We start from the raw sequence: 2,279 nt of genomic DNA, 5'->3' as shown, positions 1-2,279 counted from the left end.
CCCTACCCGAGCGACTTATCCGACGCGCAGTGGGCGTTGATCGAGCCGGTGCTCACGGCGTGGAAGGCCGCGCACCCATCCCTCAGCGGCCACGAGGGCGGTTACGAGTTACGCGAGATCGTCAACGCCTTCGAAGCGTACGGCGGGGTGTCCTTCAGCGCACGTACGGTGGTCCTCGGCAGCCGTGGCACAGTCACCACTCGTCACGGCCTCGTCCTGATCGCCCAGCCGACAGGTTCCAGCTCCCACGGAGTGGACCGCTTCGTGGTGCCGGGCGTCGCGGATGTGTCGGCCGTCAACACGTCGCTGCGACACCTGGGCGCACCGCAACAAGCTGGCCGTCGAACTGCCCGGCGGGGGACGTCATGCCGGTGAGTTCGGCTTTGGTCCGGTCCTGCGTGACCTCGCCCGCCACAGCGACCGCTCCACGGCCTGGGTCACGGCGAAGTTCTCGGAGTACCCCTCCGCCCACCTGACGCTCACCGGGTCGGCCTGGCCCTGGCGGTCAACCCTGCTGGCCGTCGCGGCGGCCGCGGTCAGCGTCGGTGCGGGGTTTCTTCCGACGGCGATCCGGCAGGCTGTGCGGCGCCTGCGGGCGGCATGACAGCGCGTTGCAGCATCTCGCGCAGGCCGGACGGACCGCTCTGGAGTTGCAGGCCAAGAGCCGCCACCAGCACCTGGCCAGCCTCGGCCGCTACGTGCGCCTGGGCGAGGAGATCTCCGCGCGCATCACCGCCGAAGCCGACCCCGCCCAGCGCCGCCGTCCCCGCTGACCTCCACCCCACGCGCTGGAGCGGACGCGATCAGGAGGACTCCCGCGCCAGCAGCGCCTGATCATCGTCAGCGTCAGGCTCGACGCGGTACCCGGCCTTGCGCAGGTCGTCGGAGTACCGGGCGAGCTCCTGCGCGGATGCTTCAGCATCGTCCGGATGACCTCGGCGTCCCTGTCCCGCGCCGTACCCGAGCTCCGGCTTGTCGTCGCTCATGGTCAACACCGTGAGCGAATCGAGACCCTAGCCATGGGGGGTCCGTATCAATCCAGGTAAGAGGCTACTTCGTTGGAAATCATCCCAGCATCACCGGCGCCGCCGGACTCCTGCAGCTGGGCGGCTGGACACCGCACCAGCACGGCACTCCGTGCTGCCCCACGATGCCGAGGACGGCAGCAACACCCCCACTCCCCTGGCTCGCTCCCGGCACGCGGACGAGCTGCGGCGGCTGGCCCAGCACCTGTCCGAACCGCTCCGCCGGCTCGCGGGCTCTTTGCCCCGCAGGTCTGGAAGACAACCTGAACCCTGAGTCCCGCAAGGCGGTTGAACCCGCGGTGTGCTCGGTCGGATCGCTTGACCTTAAGCACGGTTGAGGTCGCAGACTGCTGCCATGATTTTCACTGACTCAGAGCACGCATACCTGTCGGAGCAGGAACTCGGCCGCCTGGCCACCCTCGGCCCCGACGGGTCTCCCCACTCTCAGCCGGTCGCGATCTGGTTCGACCCCGCAACCGAGACCGTCCAGATCGGCGGCCCGGAGCTGAGCAAGAGCCGCAAATACAAGAACGTCCTGGCCGACCCCCGGGTTTCCCTCGTCATTGACGACCAGTCACCGACGCCCAACGCCCTCGGCCAGACCGGCCGCGGCATCGAACTGCGTGGTCACGCCGAGATCGTCTTCCTGGACCCACCGCTCCACCCGGCCTTCGACCACGAGACCCTGCGCATCCGACCGCACCGCATCGTCGCCTGGAATCTCGAGCCGATCACCAATCCATCCTTCGGGAGCGGCTCACACCTCCAGGGCTACAACTCCCGCGACGTCTGACCACGATCGAAAAGACGACGACCGGCGTCTGCCCGGCCGGAAGCGGCAGCACGACGCCTTCGTGGGCGACGGCCCCCGCATTGGACACCGCAGCGAAACTTTGCCGGCTGGAACGCTTGACGGGGTGGCCGTGGTGAGCGTCATCCGCATGCCGCGCGGCCACGGACCGTGCGGGCCTTGAGTACCGGGCATCGTACTGCCCGGACCAGCAGTCAAGTACAGTCCGGGACCGTGAGGGCCGGGATAGGGCCTGGGGCCTATCATGCCCGGCCCATGTCGACCAGGGCCACATCGACCACACGCCCTTGCAGCGGCAGCGCGATGCACATGGGCTGCGGCTGCTGATGGGCATGATCATCGCACCCACCGCCGCTTCTCCCAGGCCCAGGCCGGCGCACATGACGGCGCTCGCCCCCGCGTAACTCACCTTGCGGAACCGCATGGCTTTGCACCTCCATCAC

General features: G+C 68.7%; 5 protein-coding genes. 3 read left to right on the top strand and 2 right to left on the bottom strand.

Annotated features, from left to right (window positions below):
- Positions 1-375: transposase (locus AB0J71_RS49875; RefSeq protein ID WP_364421470.1), on the top strand; the 375-nt coding region annotated here is incomplete at its 5' end.
- A gap of 236 nt (positions 376-611) precedes the next feature.
- Complete coding sequence (locus AB0J71_RS49870; protein WP_352327431.1) at positions 612-773, top strand: hypothetical protein; 162 nt, start codon at positions 612-614, stop codon at positions 771-773.
- Between the two features lie 30 nt (positions 774-803).
- Here the strand turns inward: AB0J71_RS49870 and AB0J71_RS49865 are convergent, their stop codons facing one another.
- The gene (locus tag AB0J71_RS49865) at positions 804-986 is read right to left on the bottom strand and encodes a hypothetical protein (protein WP_352327432.1); all 183 of its coding nucleotides are present in this window, start codon (positions 984-986) and stop codon (positions 804-806) included.
- Positions 987-1,380: 394 nt separating this feature from the next.
- Here AB0J71_RS49865 and AB0J71_RS49860 point away from each other — a divergent pair, with 394 nt between their 5' ends.
- Positions 1,381-1,818, top strand: coding sequence for a PPOX class F420-dependent oxidoreductase (locus AB0J71_RS49860; protein WP_352327433.1), 438 nt, complete (start codon positions 1,381-1,383; stop codon positions 1,816-1,818).
- A 260-nt stretch (positions 1,819-2,078) separates the two neighbouring features.
- Here AB0J71_RS49860 and AB0J71_RS49855 read toward each other — a convergent pair.
- Positions 2,079-2,279: hypothetical protein (locus AB0J71_RS49855; RefSeq protein WP_364421467.1), on the bottom strand; the 201-nt coding region annotated here is incomplete at its 5' end.

It is taken from the genome of Nonomuraea sp. NPDC049637 (genome assembly GCF_040675235.1).
Taxonomy (GTDB): domain Bacteria; phylum Actinomycetota; class Actinomycetes; order Streptosporangiales; family Streptosporangiaceae; genus Nonomuraea.
This window is presented reverse-complemented; position numbering and strand designations above follow the sequence as displayed.

Bases quoted from the DNA above. Each gene is read 5' to 3' on its own strand.
- AB0J71_RS49865 (WP_352327432.1), bottom strand. From the start codon at position 986: ATGAGCGACGACAAGCCGGAGCTCGGGTACGGCGCGGGACAGGGACGC.
- AB0J71_RS49860 (WP_352327433.1), top strand. From the start codon at position 1,381: ATGATTTTCACTGACTCAGAGCACGCATACCTGTCGGAGCAGGAACTC.